This window comes from Caballeronia sp. ATUFL_F1_KS39 (assembly GCF_023630985.1).
Classification (GTDB): domain Bacteria; phylum Pseudomonadota; class Gammaproteobacteria; order Burkholderiales; family Burkholderiaceae; genus Caballeronia; species Caballeronia zhejiangensis.
In genome coordinates, this window is sequence record NZ_JALQDZ010000005.1 from 173275 (window position 1) to 195782 (window position 22508).

The 22508-nt window shown below is 64.5% G+C and carries 22 protein-coding genes; 9 read left to right on the forward strand and 13 right to left on the reverse strand.

Features of this window, described 5'->3' with window-relative positions; genetic code table 11:
• Positions 1-67: 67 nt before the first annotated feature.
• Complete coding sequence (locus NCR93_RS05520) at positions 68-871, forward strand: ABC transporter substrate-binding protein (protein WP_008350359.1); 804 nt, start codon at positions 68-70, stop codon at positions 869-871.
• Between the two features lie 65 nt (positions 872-936).
• Here NCR93_RS05520 and NCR93_RS05525 read toward each other — a convergent pair whose 3' ends face one another.
• From NCR93_RS05525 to NCR93_RS05540, 4 genes are read right to left on the reverse strand one after another with little or no spacing between them, the layout of a single operon-like run.
• A complete protein-coding gene (locus NCR93_RS05525) occupies positions 937-1800 on the reverse strand; it encodes an efflux RND transporter periplasmic adaptor subunit (protein ID WP_008350358.1) in 864 nt (287 codons plus the stop codon).
• A gap of 41 nt (positions 1801-1841) precedes the next feature.
• Complete coding sequence (locus NCR93_RS05530; RefSeq protein WP_008350357.1) at positions 1842-2045, reverse strand: DUF1656 domain-containing protein; 204 nt, start codon at positions 2043-2045, stop codon at positions 1842-1844.
• Complete coding sequence (locus NCR93_RS05535) at positions 2032-4233, reverse strand: FUSC family protein (protein ID WP_239294952.1); 2202 nt, start codon at positions 4231-4233, stop codon at positions 2032-2034. The genes NCR93_RS05530 and NCR93_RS05535 overlap by 14 nt, the downstream gene beginning before the upstream one ends.
• Before the next feature lie 2 nt (positions 4234-4235).
• Complete coding sequence (locus tag NCR93_RS05540; RefSeq protein WP_034472078.1) at positions 4236-5747, reverse strand: efflux transporter outer membrane subunit; 1512 nt, start codon at positions 5745-5747, stop codon at positions 4236-4238.
• A 167-nt stretch (positions 5748-5914) separates the two neighbouring features.
• Here NCR93_RS05540 and NCR93_RS05545 point away from each other — a divergent pair, with 167 nt between their 5' ends.
• Both NCR93_RS05545 and NCR93_RS05550 read left to right on the forward strand, forming a co-directional pair.
• Complete coding sequence (locus NCR93_RS05545; protein ID WP_008350353.1) at positions 5915-6853, forward strand: LysR family transcriptional regulator; 939 nt, start codon at positions 5915-5917, stop codon at positions 6851-6853.
• 124 nt (positions 6854-6977) lie between these two features.
• On the forward strand, positions 6978-7136 hold the full coding sequence (locus NCR93_RS05550) for a hypothetical protein (protein ID WP_175979947.1): 159 nt from the start codon (positions 6978-6980) through the stop codon (positions 7134-7136).
• 18 nt (positions 7137-7154) lie between these two features.
• Here NCR93_RS05550 and NCR93_RS05555 read toward each other — a convergent pair whose 3' ends face one another.
• The 5 genes from NCR93_RS05555 to wrbA form a co-directional block, all read right to left on the reverse strand.
• Entirely contained in the window at positions 7155-7865 is a 711-nt protein-coding gene (locus NCR93_RS05555) for an SOS response-associated peptidase (RefSeq protein ID WP_008350351.1), read from the reverse strand.
• A gap of 28 nt (positions 7866-7893) precedes the next feature.
• On the reverse strand, positions 7894-8697 hold the full coding sequence (locus NCR93_RS05560; protein WP_008350349.1) for a metallophosphoesterase: 804 nt from the start codon (positions 8695-8697) through the stop codon (positions 7894-7896).
• Positions 8694-10148, reverse strand: a complete 1455-nt coding sequence (locus NCR93_RS05565) for an FAD-binding oxidoreductase (protein WP_175979948.1) — start codon at positions 10146-10148, stop codon at positions 8694-8696. Before NCR93_RS05565 ends, NCR93_RS05560 begins: the two co-directional genes overlap by 4 nt.
• A gap of 160 nt (positions 10149-10308) precedes the next feature.
• Entirely contained in the window at positions 10309-10704 is a 396-nt protein-coding gene (locus tag NCR93_RS05570; protein ID WP_175979949.1) for a DUF2069 domain-containing protein, read from the reverse strand.
• On the reverse strand, positions 10701-11321 hold the full coding sequence (wrbA, locus tag NCR93_RS05575) for an NAD(P)H:quinone oxidoreductase (RefSeq protein ID WP_175979950.1): 621 nt from the start codon (positions 11319-11321) through the stop codon (positions 10701-10703). Before wrbA ends, NCR93_RS05570 begins: the two co-directional genes overlap by 4 nt.
• 94 nt (positions 11322-11415) lie before the next feature.
• Here wrbA and NCR93_RS05580 point away from each other — a divergent pair, with 94 nt between their 5' ends.
• Positions 11416-12723 (forward strand): YihY family inner membrane protein, encoded by a 1308-nt coding sequence (locus NCR93_RS05580; protein WP_175979951.1) that lies wholly within the window; start codon positions 11416-11418, stop codon positions 12721-12723.
• A gap of 18 nt (positions 12724-12741) precedes the next feature.
• On the opposite strand, the gene NCR93_RS05585 is transcribed toward NCR93_RS05580, so the two are convergent.
• From NCR93_RS05585 to NCR93_RS05595, 3 genes are all read right to left on the reverse strand, one after another.
• Positions 12742-13062 carry an Mpo1-like protein gene (locus NCR93_RS05585; RefSeq protein ID WP_008350338.1) on the reverse strand — a complete coding sequence of 107 codons (321 nt, stop codon included), beginning with the start codon at positions 13060-13062 and terminating at the stop codon, positions 12742-12744.
• A gap of 123 nt (positions 13063-13185) precedes the next feature.
• Positions 13186-14028, reverse strand: a complete 843-nt coding sequence (locus NCR93_RS05590; RefSeq protein ID WP_175979952.1) for an alpha/beta fold hydrolase — start codon at positions 14026-14028, stop codon at positions 13186-13188.
• Entirely contained in the window at positions 14025-15362 is a 1338-nt protein-coding gene (locus NCR93_RS05595) for an O-acetylhomoserine aminocarboxypropyltransferase (protein ID WP_033537221.1), read from the reverse strand. Before NCR93_RS05595 ends, NCR93_RS05590 begins: the two co-directional genes overlap by 4 nt.
• Before the next feature lie 249 nt (positions 15363-15611).
• Between NCR93_RS05595 and NCR93_RS05600 the strand changes: the two genes are divergently transcribed.
• The 3 genes from NCR93_RS05600 (at position 15612) to aroC (ending at position 19347) form a co-directional block, all read left to right on the forward strand.
• Positions 15612-16064, forward strand: a complete 453-nt coding sequence (locus tag NCR93_RS05600; RefSeq protein WP_008350333.1) for a CBS domain-containing protein — start codon at positions 15612-15614, stop codon at positions 16062-16064.
• A gap of 183 nt (positions 16065-16247) precedes the next feature.
• Positions 16248-18188, forward strand: coding sequence for an MFS transporter (locus NCR93_RS05605; protein WP_250532183.1), 1941 nt, complete (start codon positions 16248-16250; stop codon positions 18186-18188).
• 52 nt (positions 18189-18240) lie between these two features.
• Entirely contained in the window at positions 18241-19347 is a 1107-nt protein-coding gene (gene aroC, locus NCR93_RS05610; RefSeq protein ID WP_175979954.1) for a chorismate synthase, read from the forward strand.
• Positions 19348-19389: 42 nt separating this feature from the next.
• On the opposite strand, the gene NCR93_RS05615 is transcribed toward aroC, so the two are convergent.
• Positions 19390-21063 (reverse strand): electron transfer flavoprotein-ubiquinone oxidoreductase, encoded by a 1674-nt coding sequence (locus tag NCR93_RS05615; protein ID WP_008350326.1) that lies wholly within the window; start codon positions 21061-21063, stop codon positions 19390-19392.
• A gap of 203 nt (positions 21064-21266) precedes the next feature.
• On the opposite strand from NCR93_RS05615, the gene NCR93_RS05620 reads away from it, so the two are divergent.
• Both NCR93_RS05620 and NCR93_RS05625 read left to right on the forward strand, forming a co-directional pair.
• Positions 21267-22046, forward strand: coding sequence for an SDR family oxidoreductase (locus NCR93_RS05620; RefSeq protein ID WP_008350325.1), 780 nt, complete (start codon positions 21267-21269; stop codon positions 22044-22046).
• 17 nt (positions 22047-22063) lie between these two features.
• Entirely contained in the window at positions 22064-22501 is a 438-nt protein-coding gene (locus NCR93_RS05625) for an acyl-CoA thioesterase (RefSeq protein WP_008350323.1), read from the forward strand.
• Positions 22502-22508: the final 7 nt, after the last annotated feature.

A 22508-nucleotide genomic window follows, 5' to 3' on the forward strand; every position in this document is an offset into this window, starting at 1 on the left:
CGCTACAATCGCGCCCCGGTGTCGGATCATCACACCTGTATCGAACCGCAATGGAAGGAGATGGAAGTTGAAGAAATCGCATCTGATCGGTCGCAAGCTCGCCGCGCTGGCGGTGCTGGGCGCCGCCGTCGTCGCGTCGAACGCGCAAGCGGCCGATGACATGAAGCAACTGCGCTTCGGCGTCGAAGCGTCTTACGCCCCGTTCGAATCGAAGTCGCCGAGCGGCGAGCTGCAGGGCTTCGATATCGACATCGGCAACGCGGTGTGCGCGAAGCTGAAGATGAAGTGCGTGTGGGTCGAGAATTCGTTCGACGGTCTCATTCCCGCGTTGCAGGCGCGCAAGTTCGACGGCATCAACTCGGACATGACGATCACGGACAAGCGCAAGCTCGCCATCGACTTCACCGATCCGATCTACACGATCCCGAATCAGCTGATCGCGAAGAAGGGCAGCGCGATTCAGCCCACGGTCGAGGGTTTGAAGGGCAAACGCGTCGGCGTGCTGCAGGGCTCGATCCAGGAAACCTACGCGAAGGCGAAGTGGGCGACGGCGGGCATCGATGTCGAGTCGTATCAGGCGCAGGACCAGATTTATGCCGATCTGGCGTCGGGCCGTCTCGATGCGGCGTTCCAGGATGCCGAAGCGGCGTCGAAGGGCTTTCTGAAGCAGCCGCAGGGCGCGGGCTTCGCGTTCGCTGGCCCGGCCGTGGCGGATGACAAGCTGCTGGGTTCGGGCGTCGGCTTCGGCGTGCGCAAGAACGACAAGGCGCTCAAAGATGCGCTCAATCGCGCGCTGAAGGAGCTGAAGGACGACGGGACGATCGATCGCTTCGCGCAGAAGTATTTCGATGTGAAGGTGGTGTTGAAGTAAGGCTTCGGTTTGCCGGATGTGAGAAGCCCGCTTCGGGAGTGGTCCCGGAGCGGGCTTTTTTTACGTCACATCGACGGCGTGACGATCACCGTCGCCGTCGTCCCCGCACTCAGCAGCACCCCATCCGGCACTTCATCGATATGCACGCGCACCGGCACGCGCTGCGCGAGCCGCACCCAGTTGAACGTCGGGTTCACGTCGGCGAGCAGCTCGCGGCTTTGCGGATTGTCGCGATCATAGATGCCGCGCGAAATGCTCTCGACGTGCCCCTTCAGCTCGCCGCCGCTCATCAGGCGAATCGATGCCTTGTCGCCGATACGCACATGCGGCAGCTTCGTTTCCTCGAAGTATCCATAGACCCAGAATGAATGACTGTCGACGATCGCGAGCTTGGCGGCGCCCGCCGTCGCGTAGTCGCCGCGAAACACGTTCAGGTTGGTGACGTAGCCGTCGACCGGCGAGAACACTTTGGTGCGTTCGAGGTTGAGCTTCGCGGCATCGAGCGCGGCCTGCGCCTGCTGCAACTGCGCTTCGGCGGTCGATGCGGTCTGCATCGCGTTTTCGCGCGCTTCCTTCGATACGACGAGGCTGTCCATGTCGGCGCGGCGCGCGGCGTCCGCACGGCGCATGCGCAATTCGGCCGCGCGCGCGGTGACGTTCGCCTGCGCCTGCTCGACCGCGATCCGGTAATGCGACGGATCGATCTCCATCAGCAGATCGCCCTTCTTCACGAACTGATTGTCACGAACCGGCAACTGCACGACCGCGCCCGACACGTCCGGCGCCACGTTGACGACATCCGCGCGCACGCGGCCATCGCGCGTCCACGGCTCGTCCATGTAATGCACCCACAGCACGCGCCCGATGACGAGCGCGACCGCGAAAATGGCGATCGTCAAAACCAGCCCGATGATTTTCCTGAGAATCATGATGCGAACTCTTTTTCAGCTTGTATGAAGGTGATGTCGATTCAGCGATACGCGATGAGCCCGAGCGTCCCGCAAATGCAGACGAGCAGACTCGCGCGAAACAGCGCCGGATGCCAGACCACGCGATAAAGGCCCGTCAGCGCGAGCGCGCGGTCGACGACCCACGTGATCATCGCGCCGGCGATGAAGAGCAGCAGGATCGTCGGCACATAGGCTTCGAGGATCGCGACGTTACGCGGGAACATGGTCCGCTCCTTCTGGCGTGTGTTTCCGAACCGGCGCACCGTGCACGAAGGGCGCGAACGGCGATTCGTGATCGAGCAGCGCGGTCCGGACAAAATGAAGATGACTGGCGATGCGCTGCAGCCGATGCTTTTCCTCGCGCGGCAGATCGAACCGCGCGAGCACATCCCGCGTATCGTCGATCGCGCGTTCGGTCGCGGCGAGCGTGGCGTCGAAGCGCTGCGCATTCGGGCGATCGAAAAGGCGCGCGATGGCGTCGAGCGTCGCGTCGATCGAGCGGCGCCACGGCATCGACGCCGCGTACTGCGGCGCGTTCGACAGCCCTGCGATCTCGCGTCGCAGATCGATCACCGCGTTGCCGAATTCGAGCACGGCGAAGAGCCATTGCAACGCATCGCGCTGCAAGTCGGGACGTCCGGTCGCGAGCGCGTTGATTTGCGCGAGCAGATCGCGCGTGCGGCTTTCGAAGTGCGTCGTGAGACGCGTGAGACGTCCATGGCGCGCGCTCACGACTTCGCGCCGCAGATCGCCGAGCAGGAGACGCCGCAGCCACGGCGCATCGGTCGGCAGCAGGACGGCGAAGGCGACCGCCGCGACGATCATCGACAGCACGAGCGCGAGGGCATCGTTCATATAGCCGGTCGGATCGTAGTGCACGAGATTGTCCGGCCCCGCGAGAAAGCAGAAGAAGATGCAATAGCCGATGCCCACGCCGGCGAGCGCGCGCCGCGTGCTCAGATACGCGCCGAGCAAAAGCGCGGGCGCGAGCGCGGCGCACATCATCGCGAAGCCCTCGATATGCGGAAACACGCCGAACACGACGATCATCCCGGCGACGGCCGCGAGCATCGTGCCGAGCGCCATTTGCGCGGACATGAGCGTCGGACGCGGCGACGACGACGCGAGCGCGCACACGGCCGCCGCGTTGAGCACCATCGTGCCGCCGCTCGGCCACGCCGTCGCGATCCAGAACGCGGACAGGACGAACATCACGATCGCGCCGCGCAGGCCCGAAATCGCCGCGGCGAGCAGGTTCGTCTTCGGCACGTAGCGCGCGATCCAGCGCTCGCGTTCGTGCGACGGCGAGCTCAGCGACGCATACGTTTCGGCATAGGCGAGCATGTCGTCGACGAAGCGATACAGCAGTTCCGTCGCGGTATCGAACTCCAGTTGCGCGAAGTCCGGATCCGCTTCGAGCGCGGCACGCGTCGCGCGCACGCGCCGGGGCAATGCGGCCTTGTAGTCGCGCAGTTGCGCGGCGGCGTGCGCGGCATCGGCGGCGTTTTTCACCGGTTCGCCCGATACCGAGAAGAGCGGCGGCACTTCGCGAAAGAATGGCTCCAGCGCGGCGATCGTCGTCGCCGATGCGTTCTCGCGCAGCCGGTTCATCAACTGATGCAGCGCGTGAAAGCGCGTCGACGCGCTCATGAACTCGCTGTTGAGACGTGCGAGCCGCCCGCCGCGCATCCGCGATTCGGGATTCTCGAACACGGCGACGCTGCGCGCGGCCTCGAAGCCGACGATATCCGACACGAACGCGAGATTGGTTCGCTCGATCTGCGCGCGTTCCATGTTGCCCGACAGCGCGCGGCACACGTAATCGACGAACTGCGCGAAGCGGCGGCGCACCGTCGTGCGAACCTGCTCGCCCGCGTGCTGCGGAAAGACGAGCGCGCTCACCGCGCCGGAACACACGATGCCGAGCGTCACTTCGCCGACGCGCGTGAGCGCCGACAGATACGCGGCCTCCGGATGCTGCGCCGCCGGAATGCCGATCAGCGCGGCCGTGTAACCGGCGAGCACGAAGCCGTACGAGCGGAAGTTGCGATTGCGCGCCGCGCCCGCCGTGCAGACGCCGACCCACAGCGCCGTCGCCGAGAGGAACAGCACCGGCTGCTGAGAGAACAGGCTGATGAAGATCATCATCACGACGAGACCGACCATCGTTCCGCAGAAACGATAGAAGCTCTTTGCGAGCACCATGCCGCTTTGCGGCTGCATCACGACGAACACGGTGGTCATCGCGGTGCGCGGCTGCGCCATGTCGAGGCGCATCGCGATCCACAGCGACAGCAGCGCAGCGAGCACCGCCTTGAAGATGTAGATCCACGCGAGGCCGTCGGTGCGCGCCCAGTCGAGCACGACCTCCTTGAGCGGCTGTCGTCCGATGAGAGAAGCGGGCGTCGACATGCTCAATCCCGTGCCTTGCTGAACGGCCCGATATGCTTCGACGGCGCGAGCGCGGTCTGCTGCGGCCCGTTCGACGGATCGTCGATGCCGCCGCCGAGCGCCGACGTCAACGTCGCGTAGGACGCGAGGCGTTGCGCGCGCACGCGCGCCTCGCCGTCCTGCGCCTTGAGCAATTGCGTCTGCGCGATCAGCACGTTCAGATAATCGGTGAGGCCGCGCTTGTAGCCTTCGTTCGCGAGATCGTAGTTCTTGCGCGCGGCGGCGACGGAGCGGCCCGACGCTTCGAGCTGCGTATCGAGCGAATGCACGCGCACGACCTGATCGGCGATGTCCTTGAGCGCGGCGACGAGCGTCGCGTTGTAATGATCGACGGCCTGATCGTATTGCGCCGATGCCGCGCCGAGCTGCGCGCGCAGGCGTCCGCCTTCGAAGATCGGCAGCGAGATCGCGGGGCCGAAGCTGTAGCCCGATGCGTCGCGCGTCAGGAACGAGAGCAGCGCGCCGCCCGCGAACGCCTGCGTCAGCGACGCAGCGAGATTGATGTTCGGATAGAACCCGGCCTTCGCGACATCGATGCCACGCGCTTGCGCGGCCACCATCCAGCGCGCCGCGACGATATCCGGCCGATGTCCGACGAGTTCCGCCGGCAGCGCGGAGGGCAGGGGGAGCGGCGTGGCGAGCGACAGGTCGGGACGCGTGAGCGCTTCGCCCGCGCCGGGGCCGTCGCCGGCGAGCGCCGCCAACTGGTTGCGCGCCAGTTGGATCTCTTCCTTGTAGACATCGACCTGACGTTCGTACTCGGGCAAGGGCGCTTCGGCCTGGCTGACTTCGAGCTGCGTGCCGAGCCCGCCTTTCAAACGTCGCCGCGCGAGATCCGCGATGCGCTCCTGCTGCGCGAGCGTCTGCTCCGCGATATCGAGCAGCGCGAACGACTGCGAAAAGCCGATGTACGCGCGCACGACGTTCGTTTCGAGTTCGAGTTGCGCGGCGCGGGCATCGGCGGCGCGAACGTGTGCGACGTCCAGCGCGCGCTCGGCGTTGTTGTCGTCGCGATGCCAGAGATCGAGGTTGTACGACAGCGACAGGCCCGCGGTGTTGTCCCAGGTGGTCGTGTCGGCGTACGTGCCCGGGCCGTAGAAATCGTTGTTGGGCCAGTTCTTGCGAGCGATGCTCATCGAGCCGTCGACGTGCGGCAGCAACTCGGAGTGCGCGACGCCCGCCTGTTGCTGCGCTTCGCGCACGCGCGCCGCGGCCATCGCGAGCGTGGGGCTGCCGGCGGTCGCGCGTGCGATCCACGCGTCGAGTTGCGGGTCGCGATAGGCGCGCCACCATTGCTCGGCGGGCCATTGGGCGTCTGCGTTGGCGGCGCGAATGGCGCTGCCGGCATCGAGCGTCGCCGCGTCCGTGAGGGAATCCTGCGGCGCGATTTTGCCCCTGCTTGCGCATCCACCGATTGTTAATAGTGCTGCAAGAACGGCCGCGCCTGCAGCGCTTCTGGACAGTCGTCCCCGCACGATTCACTCCTAAAATGAATTTGATGCCAAGAAGTGATTGTATTTTTGCGAAGATTGTCGAATAACCCGTAAGGATGCAAAGCATTTTTACGAGGGATGTGATAATCGTTGTTGTTACGCGTGTAACAATCCGAGTCACGAACGATTTTTAAGACGGAATTAGCGGCATGGACACGCTCCAGAACATGCGCGTATTTGTGCGGGTCGTGGAAGCGGGCAGCTTCACCGCGGCCGCGCAGCATCTGAACACGACGACGGCTTACGCATCGCGCGCCGTATCCGACCTCGAGGCGCACTTGCGCGCGCGCTTGCTGAACCGGACGACGCGGCGCATCGCGCTCACCGAAGCGGGCGAGCGCTATCTGCAACGCTGCGAGCAAATCCTCGCCTATGTCGATCAGGCGGAAGCCGAGGCCGGCGATGCGCACGCGCGTCCGTCCGGCAAGCTCAAGGTCCATTCGATGACGAGCTTCGGCCAGCACTACGTCGTGCCGATGATCTCGCGCTATCAGCAGCGGCATCCTTCGGTGCAGGTCGATCTGACGCTCGCGCAGCGCGTGCCCGATCTGCTCGACGAAGGCTACGACGTGTCGATCGTGCTCGCTTCCGATCTGCCGGATTCGGGTCTGGTGTCGGCGCGTCTCGGCTCGGTGTACAGCATCGCGTGCGCGTCGCCGGCGTACATCGAGAAGAACGGCGCGCCGCACGTGCTCTCCGATCTCGTGCGCCATACCTGCCTGCATCTGATGACGCCGGTGTTTCCGGCCGACCGCTGGGTTTTCGACGGCCCGAACGGTCAGGAGACGGTGAGTCTCGGGCCGTCCACGTTCACGGTCAACGTCGCCGAGGCGATGGTCGCCGCGATCCGCGAAAGCATGGGCATTGGCGTGCTGCCGACGTCGTCCGCGCTGCCGGGCTTGCGCGCGGGCACGCTCGTGCGCGTGCTGCCGCAATACACGATGCAGGAGTTGAACGTGTACGCGCTCTATCCGTCGCGGCAGTATCTCGATGCCAAGATCCGCACGTGGGTCGAGTTCCTGCGCGAGGCGCTGCCCGACACGCTCGCGGCCGACGCGGAATCGCTCAAGGAATTCGTCGTCGCCTGAACACGGATGAAGCTGCGTTCAGTTACGAAAAAAGCCGCGGCGCAACACTTGCTTACTCACGATTTGTCCGCAGCTTGATACTTTCTGCACTGGTTCTCACGCATCTTTGACCGGGATAAGTCACATGAGTACGCCTCTTTTGCTCGCACTCGCCGCGCTTCTCGTCCTGATCGCCGTTCCGGCGTCGCGCGATCTGTTCAACGCCATGCGCGCGCAGTCGGAGCGCGAGGCGAAGCGGCGCCTGGTGCCGATCCGTATCGACGACGATCGGCGGCGGCGCTAAACGAACTTCACACGGCCTTCACAGCGAGGCTTCGAGCGGCTCGATGAGTCGCGGCTCATCATTGGTCGCGCGATTCACATCGGCCGATACGCGGTGCCAGACGAAGTGCGACGCCGGCACGCCGTCCGACTTGACGAGCGCCGCGAGATCGTCGGGCGACGCGTCCGGATCGAGCCAGCGGCGCGCGTTTGCCGGCGCGAACACGAGCGGACGCCGGTCATGCACGTCGACGAGTCCTTCGTCCGCCGCCGCCGTCACGATGACGAAGCCCGCGCCGGGCGCGGCAGCGTCGTCGTCGCGCATGATGCTCGTCAGCGCGGCGAGGTACATCGGCTCGCCGTCCGCGCGCTGGATGAAGTAGGGCTGCTTGAAAGGCTTCGCGGCGGGGTCTCCCGGGCGTGGCTCGATACGCCATTCGAACCAGCCATCGGCCGGCACGAGAATGCGCGCCTTCTTCCATAAATGCTTGAAATACGCGCTCGTCGCCGCCGTCTCGACGCGCGCGTTGATGGTCTGCGGCAGCTTCTTCTGAATCGCCCACGGCGGGCAATAGCCCCAATGCACCGCGCGGATGGTTTCGTCGGGATAGACGGCGAGCGGATGCGTGCCGGGCGACAGGTTATAGCCGGGACGCCTGTCGGCGGCATCGACCAGCACGAACGGATTTCTCAGATGCAGACGCTGCGCGTAATGCATCGGCAGTCGGTACTGGCTGATTCGGCCGCACATGGCGTTCCTCCGCAAAGTCCGCGACGTTTCAAATTTCGACGACCTTGTCCCACGCGAAATCCGGATTCTCCCACCGTTGCTCGCGGCGGCTGAAGTAGCCGCGCGGATTGCACACGACGCGCGTGCCGTCCACCTCGTAATCGAACGACGTATGCGTGTGGCCGTGAATCCACAACGACGCGGGCGCGCGCGCGAGCGACGGCAGATGATTCACGAAGCCCGCGGACACGAGATCTTCCGCGTAACGCGGCGCGAGGCTCTGGCGCATCGGCGCGTGGTGCGTGACGACGATCGTTTGCCCTGCGAACGGCTTCGCGAGTTCGCTCTCGAGCCATGCGCGCGACTGTTCGTGCAGCGCGAGGGAATCGTCCGGTGCAAATTCGCGCGGTTCGCCGTCCGGCTCGGGCCACGCGAGTTGAATGAGGCCCTTATAGTCGAGCATCACTTTCGTGCACGCGGCCTTGGCGTTTTCGATTTGCGCATCGCCGGAGCCGAACAGCGCGAAGTCGGTCCACAGCGTCGTGCCAAGCACGCGCCACGCGCCGCGCCGATCCACCAGCGACGCGTTGTTCAGATAGTGCACGTTGTCGACGCTGCGCGCGGCGTCCTGCATTGCCGCTTCCATCGCGCCGAACTCGGCGTCGTAGTATTCGTGATTGCCGGGCACGTAGACGACGGGCACGTCGGAATCGAAATTTTCCGCGGCCCAGCGCAAACCTTCGGCGTGGTTGTGAATGTCGCCAGCCAGCACGACGAGATCGGCCTCTGCATACGGAATCGCCAGCGGCTCGTCGCATTCGAGATGCAGGTCGGACAGCACGCGAATCTTCATGCGATGTTCTCCTTCGCAAGCGTCGCGTTCCAGCGCACGACCTTGCCGGGATTCATCAGGTTGTCCGGATCGAGCGCGGCCTTGATCGTCTGCATGAGACGGACTTCGACCGGCGACTTGTAGTGCATCGCTTCATCCACCTTCAACTGGCCGATGCCGTGCTCCGCGCTGATGCTGCCGCGATGCCGGTGCACCTGGTCATACACGAGCGCGTTGATCGGCGTCTGGAATTCGCCGAGGAAGCGCTTTGGGTCGACGCCTTCGGGCGCCTGCACGTTGTAGTGCAGGTTGCCGTCGCCGAGATGGCCGAACGTCACCATGCGCACGCCGGGCACTGTCTTCGCGATGATCGCATCGGTTTCCTCGATGAACCGCCCGATGCTCGAAATGGGCACGGCGATGTCATGTTTGATGTTCAGACCTTCCTCGGCCTGCGCGAGCGGAATATGCTCGCGCAGATCCCAGAAAGCCTGCGACTGCGCGAGGTTTTCCGCGACGACGGCATCTTCCACGATGCCCTTCTCGAGCGCTTCTTCCATCAGCCGCTCGAAGAGGGCGCGGGCGTGCTCGTCGCTTTCGCTGTCGGAAAGTTCGAGCAGCACGGTTTGCGCGTGCGGTTCGCCGAACGGATAGCGCAGTTGCGGGAAATGCTTGCCGACGAGGCGCATCGAGAAATCGGACATCAGCTCGAAGCCGGTCAGAAGCGCGCCCGCGTGATGCTGCGCCAGCGAGAGAAAGTCGAGCGCGGCATGCGGCGAAGCGAGCCCGGCCAGCGCCGTGACCTTCGCGACCGGCGCGGGATGCAGCTTCATGACCGCCGCCGTGATGATGCCTAGCGTGCCTTCCGCCCCGATGAAGAGATCGCGCAGATCGTAGCCGGTGTTGTCCTTGCGCAGCCCGCGCAGGCCGTCCCAGATTTCGCCCTGCGGCGTCACGACTTCGAGGCCGAGACACAGCTCGCGCGTGTTGCCATAGCGCAGCACGCCAGTGCCGCCCGCGTTCGTCGAGAGATTGCCGCCGATGGTGCAGCTGCCTTCGGCGGCGAGACTCAACGGGAACAGCCGTTGCGCTGCTTCGGCGCGCGCCTGGATTTCGGCGAGCACGACGCCCGCTTCGACGGTGATCGTGTTGTTATGCGGATCGACGCCGCGCACGCGATTGAGCCGCTTCAGGCTGATGACGGCTTGCGCCCCGCTCGAATCTGGCGTTGCGCCGCCTGCGAGACCGGTGTTGCCGCCCTGCGGCACGATCGCGACGCGATGCTCGCGAGCGATCCGGACCACGGCCGCGACCTGCGCGGTATCGGCGGGCAGCAGCACGGCGCACGCAGTGCCGCGATAGCGCTTGCGCCAGTCGACGAGGTACGGCTCAGTATCGTAGGCGTCGGTCAGGACATGCGATGCACCGAGAGCGTCGGCGCACGCGGCGATGAAAGCTTGAGTGGCGGTCATGGGCAGATGGGCAAAGGATCCGGTAGAGCGTAGTGCACAGTATCGCGCAGGCGAGCGGCGCGCGACCCTCGTCCGAATGGCATAGGCACGCGCGCACGGTGAGGTTTCATGCTACAAAGCATCACGTCCGGGCAGAACGCGGGCGAAAAAAGCGAACGTTTCAGCTTTTTTCCGCACGAGCGTTCAACCGAGCCGCGCGTTTGAAGGGCGCGACGTACGCGAGCGCGCAGACGAAGAACGCGAGGGCGAGCGCTGCTTCCAGCCAGGCGAGCGACGCGGGGAGGCGCGCATCGGTCATGCCGCGCACGATGCCTTCGGCGAAATACAGCAGCACGAGCATCGACGCCCATTGCAGCGTGTAGAGATTTTTGCGCGCGACGCCCGGCAGCGCGCACGCGAGCGGCAGCGCCTTCAGCGCAAGCGCCCATGCGCCCGGACGCAGCGGCGCGAGCCAGAGCTCCCAGACGAGCGCGAGCACGACGAGCGCCACGAGGCTCGCAAGCGCGCCCGATGCGAGCGCGCCGTTGGGACGTGCTGTGGAGATCGGCGTGGTCATGCGGAACGGGCGCCGCGCGCGAGATTGAGCGCGGTGCGTGCGAGCCGTGCGCCGAGCGCGATTGCGAGCGCCTTCTCATCGGCGGAAATGCCGTGCCGCTGATTTTCGTCGCCGCCCGCGCGGGCGTGATGAGACGCGCCGTAGGGCGTGCCGCCGCTTTGCGTCGTGGTGAGCCGCGATTCGGTGTACGGGATGCCGACGATCATCATGCCGTGGTGCAGCAGCGGCAGCATCATCGAAAGAAGCGTGCTTTCCTGGCCGCCGTGCAGGCTGCCGGTGGACGTGAACACGCTGGCAGGCTTGCCCGAAAGCGCGCCGGACAGCCATTGCGGCGTGGTGCCGTCGAGGAAGTACTTGAGCGGCGCGGCCATGTTGCCGAAGCGCGTAGGCGAGCCGAGCGCGAGGCCGGCGCATTCTTCGAGATCGCGCAATTCGGCGTAGGGCGGTCCGTCGGCGGGAATGTCGGGCTGGGTCGCTTCGCAGACCGTGGAAACCGGCGGCACGGTTCGCACACGCGCCTGCATGCCGGCCACGCTATCGACGCCCTGCGCGATTGCGAGTGCGAGCTCGCGCGTCGCGCCGTGGCGGCTGTAGTAAAGCACGAGGATGTCGTTCATAAGGCTTTTTTAGTGAACGGCTATTATAGGTATTGGGTGATTTTCGTGGCGAGAAGCGGCTTTGCACGCGGGACGCCATGACGGGAGAACGCGTTTGCAGCACGTTTTTATCGATCTCGCGGCGGTCAGGCGTCTCGCCAGTTTTGTCGCGCGGCGCATCGGCGAAGACCGCGTCGCGCAAGTGGCGGGCAGCCTCACGTTCACGAGCGTGTTGTCGCTCGTGCCACTCGCCACGGTCGCGTTCGCGCTCTTCACCGCGTTCCCGATCTTTGGCTCCTTCCAGGCGTCGCTTCAGGACTTCCTCGCGGTGCACCTGATGCCGCCGCAGATCAACGATCAGATCTTCAAGTATCTGAACCAGTTCGCGTCGAAGGCGAAGGGGCTGACGACCGTCGGCATGATCATTCTGTTCGTGACCTCCGTCATGACGATGATGACGGTCGAGTCCGCGTTCAACGTGATCTGGCGCGTGAAGAAGGCGCGCCCGATCGCGCAGCGCGTGCTCGTCTACTGGTCGATCATCACGCTCGGGCCGATTCTCTTCGGCTGCAGCCTGTCGATCTCCTCGTACGTGTTCGCGCATTCGGTCGCGTTCGCGGGCTCGCACAACCTGATGCCGCCGATCGTCGAATGGGCGCTCACAGGCGTCTCGCTGCCGCTGACGGCGCTCGCCTTCACGTTCATCTACGTCTATATGCCGAACTGCAAGGTCGAATGGCGCGATGCGATTGTCGGCGGGCTGATCGCGGCCGTCGCGTTCGAACTCGGCAAGCGCGGCTTCGGCTATTACGTACGGCGCATTCCGACCTACACCGCCGTCTACGGCGCGTTCGCGGCGCTGCCGGTCTTTCTGCTGTGGGTGTATCTGTGCTGGATGTTCGCGCTCATCGGCGCGATGGTCACATCCGCGCTGCCTGCGATTCGCACGGGGCAATATCATCGGCGCGATTTTCCGGGCAGCGATCTGCTCGATGCACTCGAGATCCTCGCGCGGCTCGTCGAGGCGCGGGACGAGGGCAAGCCCGGCTACACGTCCTTGCAGCTTTCGACCCTGGCGCGCTGCGATCTCGATACGTCGACGAGGCTGATCGCGCGGCTCGACGCGCTCGGCTGGATCGGCAGGCTGGAGGATTCGCGCATGCCGCGTTATGTGCTGATCGCCAATCCGAATCAGATCACGGTGACGATGCTCTTCGAGCAGTTCGTGATCGATCGCGCGGAACTCGAATATCAACTGAAGCTGGATGCGGCGCAGGTCGACTGCGGCGCGCTGATGAACGCGCTGGATAACGAGAAGCTGGAAATCACGCTCGGCTCGCTGATCGCGGCACGCGCGTCTGCGCTGACGAGCGCGCGTCTGCGCGAGGTGCCGCGCTCGTCGATGCCGGAGCAGCCGGCCTGAGCCTTCGTTCGACGCATATCAAAGCGAGATTCTGCCGACGCAGATGTCCTTGAACATCACCCAGTCGCCCATCAGGCTGTAGATCGGGTGGCGAAACGTCGCGGGGCGGTTCTTCTCGAAAAAGAAATGGCCGATCCACGCGAAGCCGTAACCGCAGACGACGGCCGCGGGCAGCCAGAGCCAGTCGCCGGTAGCGATCGCCATCGCGAGGCAGCCGATCACGCCCAGCGATCCGATGAAGTGCAGCCTGCGCGACACCAGGTTGCGATGCTCTTCGAGGTAATAGGGATAAAACTCGGCGAAATTCGCGAAATGTTCACCATGTGCGGTGTGCGCCATGACGGCCTCCCTGATGATGCGTGCCGGTGTCTGAAGATTAGCCAGCAAGAATCATTCTGCGACTGCCAGTCGCGCCATGCAAGCAGCCACGGCGGGCTTGCGCGGCCCGCCGCACGCGCGTTTTCAGGCCGACGGCGCTTTCGCGCTGGCGCACGCGAGCGCGAAAGCGAACAGCGCATCGAGCGTCGCGTCGGGCTGCTCGGTCATGATCGCGTGGCCCGCATCGAGTTCCACGGTCTTCAAGGACGCGCCGGCTTTCCTGAAGGCATCGACGAGCGGACGGGCAGCGCGCGGCGGCGTCATCAGGTCGCGCTTGCCGCTCACGATGCACACCGGGCAACGCACGGCGGCCGCGCGTTCGAGCGCGTCGGCGTAGGTGTTGCAGGCGCTGAAATCGGTGTGAAAAAGCAGCGCTTCGCCGCGCAGGCTCACGCGTTCCATGAGCCGCTGATTCACGCCTTGCAGCCAGAAGCCCGGCGCGGGACTCGACGGCTTCGCGGCGATCGTCGAATGCGACCATTGGTTGACCATCGCGATGGCTTCGGGCTCGTGCTCGCGTGCGGCGTCGAGCAGCGTATCGGAGACGGCCATCGGCGCGGCCGTCGCGAGCAGGGCGAGACCCGCCGCGCGGTCGGGATAGCGGCCAGCGGCATCGAGTGCGATCAGCGAGCCCATGCTGTGGCCGACGAAGAGCGCTTGCTGCACGCCGGCCGCGTCGAGCACGGCGATGACCCAGTCGGCGAACTCGCCGATGGTCGAAAGCGCGGGACCGGCGCTTCTTCCGTGACTCGGCAGATCGAGCGCGAGCACGCCGAAACCGTGATGCGCGAAATAGCGCGTCTGCAAGGCCCAGACGCTGTGATCGTGTTCCGCGCCGTGAATGAACACGACGGCGGGGCGCGTCGCGTCGAAAGGCTTGCCGCCGGTGTAGGCATAGGCCGCGCGGCCGTGGACGTCGAGGATCATGCGCGGCTCCCGAGCGGCGCGGCGGCGCTCGCGTCCGGAGCGCTTTCTGCCGCTTTCTGCGCGGCTTTCAGCGCGCGCTTGAGATCGTCGATGAGATCGTCGGGATCTTCCAGTCCGATCGACAGACGGATGCGCCCCGGCCCGATGCCCGCAGCTTCGAGCGCGGCGGCATCCATGCGGAAGTGCGTCGTGGATGCGGGATGAATCACGAGCGAGCGCGCATCGCCGACGTTCGCGAGATGCGAAAACAGCGTGAGCGTTTCGATGAACTTGCGCGCCGCCGGCACGCCGCCCTTCAGATCGAAGCTGAAGACCGCGCCGGCGCCGCGCGGCAAGAGACGTCCGGCGAGCGCGTGATCGCGATGCGTCGGCAGTTCGGGATAGGCCACGCCTTCCACTGCCGGCGAACTCAGCAGGAACTCGATCACCTTGCGCGTGTTCGCGACATGCCGATCCATGCGTAGCGGCAAGGTTTCGATGCCTTGTAGCAGTTGCCACGCCGCCTGCGGATGCAGACACGCGCCGAAATCGCGCAAGCCTTCGCGCCGCGCGCGCAACAGGAACGGCGCGACGGTGCTCTCTTCGGCGAACACCATGCCGTGAAAGCCGTCGTAAGGCTCGGTGAACTCGGGGAAGCGTCCGCTCGCGGTGAAATCGAACGTGCCGCCGTCGACGAGCACGCCGCCGATCGTCGTCCCATGTCCGCCGAGAAACTTGGTCGCGGAGTGATAGACGAGATCCGCGCCGTGCTCGAACGGACGCAGCAGATACGGCGTCGTGAACGTGGAATCGACGAGCAGCGGCACGGCGTGCTCGTGCGCGATTTCCGCGACGCCCGCAATGTCGAGCACGTCGAGCCCCGGATTGCCGAGCGTTTCGCCGAAGAAAAGCCGCGTGTTCGGCCGTGCCGCCGCGCGCCATGCATCGAGATCGTGCGGCTTCACGAATGTCGTCTCGATGCCGAAGCGCCGCAGCGTGTAATGCAGCAGATTGTGCGAGCCGCCGTAGAGCGCGCTGGACGCGACGATGTGCGAGCCCGCGCCCATCAGCGTCGCGATCGCGAGATGCAGCGCGGCCTGGCCGCTCGCCGTGCCGATGGCGCCGACGCCGCCTTCGAGCGCCGCGACGCGCTCCTCGAACACCGCGACGGTCGGATTCGAGATGCGCGAGTACACGTGCCCCGAGCGCTCCATGTTGAAGAGCGCGGCGGCGTGATCGCTGTCGCGAAAGGTGAACGACGTCGTCTGATAAATCGGCGTCGCGCGCGCGCCGGTGACGGGATCGGGCGCGGCGCCCGCGTGCAGCGCGAGCGTGTCGAAACGGTTGGCTGGCATCATAGGCGGCCGGCGCGCGAGACGGCCGGCGTGCGGCGAAAATGAGGGTCAATCATCCTAACATCGGATGCGCGCGCCCAAACCTAGGGCGAACGCGCGGCCTTCGATCGCGCAAAGCCTTGTCCGTTCGGCCAATGCGGGCGAACCGTCGTCCCGTTCGCTTTCCTTTTGCGGGCCTTTCCGATAGCATCGGCCTATGGTTTCATCATCGTTCGGCCAATCGAACAGGCATTTCGCTAGGAGACAGTCATGCGAGTCAGCGACATTCTGAAAGTTAAGGGCAACACGCTGTTCACCGTGACACCGGACACGCCGCTCTCCGACGCAATCGACACGATGGCCGCGCACGATATCGGCTCGCTCGTCGTCATGGAGTACGGCGATCTGGTCGGCATGCTGACTTTCCGCGAAATCATCCTGACGTTGCACAACAATGGCGGCTCGGTCGGCGCGACGACCATCCGCAAGGTCATGGACGACCATCCGCTCACCTGCACGCCCGAAACGGACGTAAACGAAGTGCGCCGCATGATGCTCGAACATCACGTGCGCTATCTGCCGGTCATGGAAAAGCGTCAGTTGATGGGCGTCATCTCGTTTTATGACGTCGCCAAGGCGGTCGTCGAAGAGCAGGGCTTCGAAAATCGCATGCTGAAGGCGTATATCCGCGACTGGCCGGAGCAGCAGGAAGAAGCACGCTGAGCATGTCGATGTCGCGAGGCGTCGCGCTTCGCGTGCATCGGACCCACCGAAGCGCGCCCTCATGGCGCGCTTTTTTACGTCTGGCCCAAGTGGGAGGGTTAGCATTTCGCCCGGTTTCCCTTCCATTCGGATTCGACCGCGGACATTGCGCGATCAACGCCGAACTCAACTATTGCGCAAGACATGAGTGACAAACCGCTGCGCGCCTCGCCGCGCGCTTCCCGACGTTCCCAAGCCGAAGGCGACGGGCAGTTTCGCCTGTTGCGCGAGCGCCGTTTCGCGCCGTTCTTCTGGACGCAGTTCCTCGGCGCAATGAACGACAACGTCTTCAAGGTCGGCTTCACGTCGCTCGTGACGTTTCAGGCCGCGCGCTTCTCCGGCGTCGATCCGAAGACCGCCGCGTTTCTCATTTCCGCGATTTTCATCGTGCCGTTCTTGCTGTTCTCCGCGACGTCCGGCCAGATCGCCGACAAGTACGACAAGGCCGTGCTCGCGCGGCTCGTGAAGAGCTTCGAGATCGTCGTGATGCTGATCGGCGGCGCGGGTTTTCTGCTGCACAGCGCGCCGCTGCTTTACGTGTGCACGTTTTTGATGGGCGTGCATTCGACCGTCTTCGGCCCCGTGAAATACGCGTATCTGCCGCAGCATCTCGATTCGCATGAACTCGTCGGCGGCAACGGACTCGTCGAGATGGGCACCTTCGTCGCGATCCTGATCGGCACGATCATCGGCGGGGCGGCGGCGGGCGCGTCGGAACACGGCGCGATGCTCCTCGCGATCGCGTGCATCGCGTTCGCTGTCATCGGGCGCGTAGCGTCGGCGTTCGTGCCGAAGTCGGACGCATCGCAGCCGGACTTGCGCATCAACTGGAATCCGGTCTCGGAGACATGGCGCAATTTGAAGCTCGCGAAGCAGGACCGCACGGTGTTTCTGAGCCTGCTCGGCATTTCGTGGCTGTGGTTCGTCGGCGCAACCTTTCTCACATCGTTCTTCAATTTCGCGAAGGACGTGCTTTCCGCCGATCCCGACGTCGTGACCATCCTTCTCGCGACGTTTTCCATCGGCATCGGCACGGGATCGCTACTGTGCGAGCGGCTTTCGAAGCGGCGCGTCGAGATCGGGCTCGTGCCGCTCGGCTCGATCGGCATCAGCGTGTTCGCGATCGATTTGTTCTTCGCGAGCCATCGCATCGCGCCGGCCGGGCATCTGCTCAACGTCGGCGAATTCCTGATGACGCTGTCGCACTGGCGCATTCTCGCGGATCTCTTTCTGCTCGCCATGTTCGGCGGCTTCTACAGCGTGCCGCTCTACGCGCTGATCCAGGCGCGCAGTCAGCCGACTCATCGCGCGCGCATCATCGCGGCGAACAACATCCTCAATTCGTTTTTCATGACCGTGTCGGCGCTGATGGCGCTCGCGCTTACGTCGTTGGGCGTCGGCATTCCGGGACTCTTTCTGACGACCGCGCTGCTCAACGTCGTCGTCGCGGTCTATATCTATTCGCTGGTGCCGGAGTTCTTGCTGCGCTTCATCGCGTGGATTCTGGTGCACACGTTCTATCGGATCCGTCTCGTCGACGCCGAGCGCATCCCGGCGCATGGCGCGGCCGTGCTCGTGTGCAATCACGTGAGCTTCGTCGATGCGGTCGTCATCATGGCCGAAAGTCCGCGGCCGATTCGCTTCGTGATGGATCACCGCATCTTTCGCACGCGGTTCGTCGGCTGGATGTTCCGGCATGTGAAGGCGATTCCGATCGCGCCCGCACACGAAGACGCCGACATGCTCGAACGCGCGTACGCCGCCTGCACGCGGGCTTTGGATGACGGCGATCTCGTCTGCATCTTTCCCGAAGGCAAGCTGACGCGCACGGGGGATATCAATCCGTTCCGGCACGGCATCTCGGAGATTCTGCGGCGCCATCCGGCGCCCGTCGTGCCGATGGCGCTGCGCGGTCTGTGGGGCAGCGTGTTCTCGCGCCACGAAGATGCGCAATGGCCGCGTCCGATCCAGCGTGGGGCGATGACGCGGCTGACGCTCGCGGTCGGCGAACCGATCGCGCCAGAGGACGCGACGCCCGCGCATCTGCAGGAAGCCGTGTCGGTCTTGCGCGGCGCGCGGCGGTAGACGGCGCTGGCATAATAGCGGTTTCCCCGACACTTTTTTCAGGTCGACGCTCATGTCCGGCAATACCCTTGGCACGCTCTTCACCGTCACGAATTTCGGCGAGTCGCACGGTCCGGCGATCGGCTGCGTGATCGATGGTTGCCCGCCGGGCATGGCGCTCAGCGAAGCCGATATTCAGATCGAACTCGACCGGCGCCGCCCCGGCACGTCGCGTCACGTCACGCAGCGGCAGGAAGCGGATCAGGTCGAGATTCTTTCCGGCGTGTTCGAGGGCGTGACGACCGGCACGCCGATCGCGCTCCTGATCCGCAATACCGATCAGCGCAGCAAGGACTACGGCAACATCGCGCAGACCTTCCGTCCCGGTCACGCGGACTACACCTATTGGCAGAAGTACGGCGTGCGCGACTATCGCGGCGGTGGCCGGTCATCGGCGCGTCTGACCGCGCCGACCGTCGCCGCCGGCGCGGTTGCGAAGAAGTGGTTGCGTGAGAAGTTCGGTCTCGAAACGCACGGCCGCATGAGCGCGCTCGGGGAAATCGACATTCCGTTCGTCGACTGGCGCCACGTGCCCGAGAATCCGTTTTTCTCGGCGAACGAAGCAATCGTGCCGCAGCTCGAGGAATACATGGACAACCTGCGTCGCGACGGCGATTCGGTCGGTGCGCGCATCGAAGTCGTCGCGACGGGCGTGCCGGTCGGTCTCGGCGAGCCGCTTTACGATCGCCTGGACGCCGATATCGCCCACGCGATGATGGGCCTGAACGCCGTGAAGGCCGTCGAGATCGGCGCGGGCTTCGCGAGCGTCGCGCAACGCGGCTCGCAGCACGGCGACGAAATGACGCCCGAAGGCTTCGCGACGAACAATGCGGGCGGCATCCTCGGCGGCATTTCGAGCGGGCAGGACATCACGGTGTCGATCGCCATCAAGCCGACGTCGAGCATCCGCACGCCGCGTCAGTCGATCGACAAGGACGGCGCCAGTGCGACGGTCGAGACCTTCGGCCGTCACGATCCGTGCGTCGGCATCCGCGCGACGCCGATCGCCGAAGCGCTGCTCGCGCTGGTGCTGATGGATCACGCGCTGCGGCATCGTGCGCAATGCGGCGATGTGGAAGTCGGAACGCCGAAGATCGCGGCTCAAGCGCCGTCGAAATAAAAGAAAAGGGCGCCGATTTGGCGCCCTTTGTCGTTTCAGACCTTACATGTTCGGATAGTTCGGCCCGCCGCCGCCTTCCGGCGTAACCCAGACGATGTTCTGCGTCGGATCCTTGATGTCGCAGGTCTTGCAATGCACGCAGTTCTGCGCGTTGATCTGCAGGCGCTCGTTGCCGTCGTCCGACTTGACGAACTCGTACACGGCGGCGGGGCAGTAGCGGCTTTCAGGACCGGCATACGTGCGCAGGTTCACGTTGACCGGCACGCTCGGATCCTTGAGCGTCAGATGCGGGGGCTGATTCTCTTCGTGGTTCGTGTTCGAGATGAACACCGACGAGAGACGGTCGAACGTGAGCTTGCCGTCCGGCTTCGGATAGACGATCGGCTTGCATTGCGACGCCGGCTTCAGCATCTCGTGATCCCAGTGCTGATGATGCAGCGTCCACGGCACGTTGCCGCCCATCACCTTTTGCTCCAGACCGACCATGAACGTGCCGAGGTACAGACCCTTGCTCATCCACTGCTTGAAGTTGCGCGCGCGGTAGAGTTCGGTCTTGAGCCACGAACTGTCGAACGCTTCGGGATAGGCCGTGAGTTCGTCGTTCTGGCGGCCCGCCTGAACGGCTTCGAACGCGGCTTCGGCGGCCATCTTGCCGGACTTGATCGCCGCGTGGCTGCCCTTGATGCGCGATGCGTTGAGAAAACCCGCGTCGTCGCCGGCAAGCGCGCCGCCCGGGAACGCGAGCTTCGGCAGCGACATCAGGCCGCCGGCGGTGATCGCGCGCGCGCCGTAGGAAATGCGCTTGCCGCCTTCGAGGAACGCGCGGATCGACGGATGCGTCTTGTAGCGCTGGAATTCCTCGAATGGCGACAGATACGGATTCGAATACCCGAGCCCGACGACGAAGCCGACCACCACCTGATTGTTGTCCATGTGGTAGAGGAACGAACCGCCGTAGGTGTCGGGTTCCAGCGGCCAGCCGGCCGTGTGGATCACGAGACCGGGCTTGTGCTTGACCGGGTCGATTTCCCACAATTCCTTGATGCCGATGCCGTACACCTGCGGATCGGCATTCTTGTTGAGCTTGAATTTCTCGATGAGCTGACGGCCCAGATGCCCGCGCGCGCCTTCGCAGAAAAGCGTGTATTTCGCGTGCAGTTCCATGCCGAGCTGAAAATTCTCCGTCGGCTCGCCGTCCTTGCCGACGCCCATGTTGCCGGTGACGACGCCGCGCACCGAGCCGTCGTCCGCATACAAGACTTCGGCGGCCGGGAAGCCCGGGAAGATCTCGACGCCCACCGCCTCGGCCTGCTGGCCGAGCCAGCGCGTGACATTGGCGAGCGATATGACGTAATTGCCGTGATTCTTGAAGTTGTCGGGGAGAAGCCAGTTCGGCACCTGCTTCGCGTCGTTTTGCGACAGGAACAGGAACCGGTCTTCGGTCACTTCGACGTCGAGCGGCGCGCCTTTTTCCTTCCAGTCGGGAATGAGCTCGGACAGGCCGCGCGGATCCATGACCGCGCCGGACAGGATGTGCGCGCCGATTTCGGAGCCTTTCTCCAGGACGCACACGCCGATTTCGACGCCTTTTTCTTCCGCCAGTTGCTTCAACCGGATGGCCGCCGACAAACCGGCTGGTCCGCCGCCGACGATCACGACGTCGTATTCCATCGATTCGCGGGGACCGTATTGCTCGATGAGGCTCGCCGGGGTCATCAATGCTCCTATGTGCCGTTAGAATGCCCTTTCGGGATCGCGTATTTTCAGGGAAGGTGAAGCGGGCCGCAACCAAAGCTCGCTAATTTAGCACGATCGTACTATTATTCACGACACCCGCGCTATCGGTGTTGACGCTTATTGCCCGCATCGGCGCGCCGCGTGCCTGCCCGGGCTGAGCCAACCATAAAAAGGGAAGCACAATGGGCCGTTCGATCAACCTGGAAGGCAAGGTCGCGCTGATTACCGGCGCGTCCAGCGGTTTGGGCAAGCGTTTCGCGCAAGTGCTGTCGCAGGCGGGCGCCAAAGTGGTGCTCGCCAGCCGGCGCACGGAGCGCCTGAAGGAGCTGCGCGCCGAAATCGAGGCGTCGGGCGGCGCCGCGCACGTCGTTTCGCTCGACGTCACCGATTACCAGAGCATCAAAGCGGCGATCGCGCATGCGGAGACCGAAGCGGGTACCATCGACATCCTCGTGAATAACTCGGGCGTGTCGACCACGCAAAAGCTGACGGAGGTCACGCCCGCGGACTACGAATTCGTGTTCGGCACGAACGTGCGCGGCGCGTTTTTCGTCGCGCAAGAGGTCGCCAAGCGCATGATCATGCGCGGCAACAGCAACAGCGCGGCCAAGCCGGCCTATCGCATCATCAACGTGGCGTCGGTGGCAGGCTTGCGGGTGTTTCCGCAGATCGGCCTCTACTCGATGAGCAAGGCCGCCGTCGTGCAGATGACAAAGGCGATGGCGCTCGAATGGGGCCGACACGGCATCAACGTCAACGCGATCTGCCCGGGTTATATCGATACCGAGATCAACCACCACCACTGGAAGACCGAGCAGGGGCAAAAGCTCATTTCGTTGCTGCCGCGCCGCCGCGTGGGCTCGCCAAACGATCTCGACGGTCTTTTGCTGCTGCTCGCCGCCGACGAATCGCAGTTCATGAACGGCTCGGTCATCTCGGCGGACGACGGTTTTTCGCTTTGAACTTTTTAGCGCACGCAATGACCACGCATAACGATTTCCACACCGTCTTCGAACTTTCCATGCCGATCCGCTGGGGCGACATGGACGCCTTCGGGCATGTCAATAACACCGTCTATTTCCGCTACATGGAGCAGGTGCGTATCTCGTGGTTCGAAGAGATCGGTCTCGTCGGCGGCAATGGCGACGGGCAAGGGCCGGTGATCGTAAACGCGTCGATGGAGTTTCTGAAGCAGCTTCAGTATCCCGGCGACGTAATCGGGCGCATGTCCGTCGGCAAGCCGGGGCGCAGCAGTCTCGATACGCGCTTCGAGCTGTATCGCGCCGATGAACCCGCCGCACTGTATGCGCGCGGCGCAGCGAAAATCGTCTGGATCGACTACGCGGCGGGCAAGTCCGTGCCGCTGCCGGACATGTTGCGGCAGATCATCGAGACCGCCGCGCCCGTCGCGCCGTAAAGCGCGC

Bases quoted from the DNA above. Each gene is read 5' to 3' on its own strand.
- NCR93_RS05585 (WP_008350338.1), bottom strand. From the start codon at position 13,062: ATGGCGCACACCGCACATGGTGAACATTTCGCGAATTTCGCCGAGTTT.
- NCR93_RS05535 (WP_239294952.1), bottom strand. From the start codon at position 4,233: ATGTCGACGCCCGCTTCTCTCATCGGACGACAGCCGCTCAAGGAGGTC.
- NCR93_RS05620 (WP_008350325.1), top strand. From the start codon at position 21,267: ATGGGCCGTTCGATCAACCTGGAAGGCAAGGTCGCGCTGATTACCGGC.
- NCR93_RS05625 (WP_008350323.1), top strand. From the start codon at position 22,064: ATGACCACGCATAACGATTTCCACACCGTCTTCGAACTTTCCATGCCG.
- NCR93_RS05615 (WP_008350326.1), bottom strand. From the start codon at position 21,063: ATGACCCCGGCGAGCCTCATCGAGCAATACGGTCCCCGCGAATCGATG.
- NCR93_RS05550 (WP_175979947.1), top strand. From the start codon at position 6,978: ATGAGTACGCCTCTTTTGCTCGCACTCGCCGCGCTTCTCGTCCTGATC.
- NCR93_RS05545 (WP_008350353.1), top strand. From the start codon at position 5,915: ATGGACACGCTCCAGAACATGCGCGTATTTGTGCGGGTCGTGGAAGCG.
- aroC (WP_175979954.1), top strand. From the start codon at position 18,241: ATGTCCGGCAATACCCTTGGCACGCTCTTCACCGTCACGAATTTCGGC.
- NCR93_RS05560 (WP_008350349.1), bottom strand. From the start codon at position 8,697: ATGAAGATTCGCGTGCTGTCCGACCTGCATCTCGAATGCGACGAGCCG.
- NCR93_RS05605 (WP_250532183.1), top strand. From the start codon at position 16,248: ATGAGTGACAAACCGCTGCGCGCCTCGCCGCGCGCTTCCCGACGTTCC.
- NCR93_RS05530 (WP_008350357.1), bottom strand. From the start codon at position 2,045: ATGTTCCCGCGTAACGTCGCGATCCTCGAAGCCTATGTGCCGACGATC.
- NCR93_RS05525 (WP_008350358.1), bottom strand. From the start codon at position 1,800: ATGATTCTCAGGAAAATCATCGGGCTGGTTTTGACGATCGCCATTTTC.
- NCR93_RS05600 (WP_008350333.1), top strand. From the start codon at position 15,612: ATGCGAGTCAGCGACATTCTGAAAGTTAAGGGCAACACGCTGTTCACC.
- NCR93_RS05590 (WP_175979952.1), bottom strand. From the start codon at position 14,028: ATGATCCTCGACGTCCACGGCCGCGCGGCCTATGCCTACACCGGCGGC.
- wrbA (WP_175979950.1), bottom strand. From the start codon at position 11,321: ATGAACGACATCCTCGTGCTTTACTACAGCCGCCACGGCGCGACGCGC.
- NCR93_RS05570 (WP_175979949.1), bottom strand. From the start codon at position 10,704: ATGACCACGCCGATCTCCACAGCACGTCCCAACGGCGCGCTCGCATCG.
- NCR93_RS05555 (WP_008350351.1), bottom strand. From the start codon at position 7,865: ATGTGCGGCCGAATCAGCCAGTACCGACTGCCGATGCATTACGCGCAG.
- NCR93_RS05565 (WP_175979948.1), bottom strand. From the start codon at position 10,148: ATGACCGCCACTCAAGCTTTCATCGCCGCGTGCGCCGACGCTCTCGGT.
- NCR93_RS05595 (WP_033537221.1), bottom strand. From the start codon at position 15,362: ATGCCAGCCAACCGTTTCGACACGCTCGCGCTGCACGCGGGCGCCGCG.